At 64.1% G+C, this 373-nt stretch carries 1 protein-coding gene; it reads right to left on the reverse strand.

Annotation, left to right across the window (positions count from 1 at the left end):
* Positions 1-44: 44 nt before the first annotated feature.
* Positions 45-341 carry a hypothetical protein gene (locus MKL09_RS07770; protein WP_244019324.1) on the reverse strand — a complete coding sequence of 99 codons (297 nt, stop codon included), beginning with the start codon at positions 339-341 and terminating at the stop codon, positions 45-47.
* Positions 342-373 lie beyond the last annotated feature (32 nt).

Below are 373 nucleotides of genomic sequence, written 5' to 3' on the forward strand. Positions count from 1 at the left end.
GTGATCTGAGGCTGTGGGGTAGACGGACCGTCGTAGCGGCCCTCCTACTGGACGTGGAGGGTGAGCTTCATCTTTGGGTGGATGCCGCACTCGATCACGAAGTCGCCGGGCTCCTTGAGGGTCAGCCTCGCCTGCTTGCCGGGTTCCTGGTCGCCGGCGTCGAACGCGAAGCGATCGGCCTCGATGAAGGGGTGGTGCACCGCGCTGTCGTCGCCGTTGACCAAGCTGATAGAGTCGCCCTTACGCAAGAACAGGTCGGTGGGGTCGTAGTGCCGACCCTTCTGCAGCACGATCCGCACGACGCTGAGGAGATCAGCTTTGACGGGTCCGAGCGCCAGCAACGCTGTCAGGAACGCGATAGCTGCGCCGAGGA

This window comes from Methylobacterium sp. J-048, assembly GCF_022829515.1.
In the GTDB taxonomy this organism is placed as follows: domain Bacteria; phylum Pseudomonadota; class Alphaproteobacteria; order Rhizobiales; family Beijerinckiaceae; genus Methylobacterium.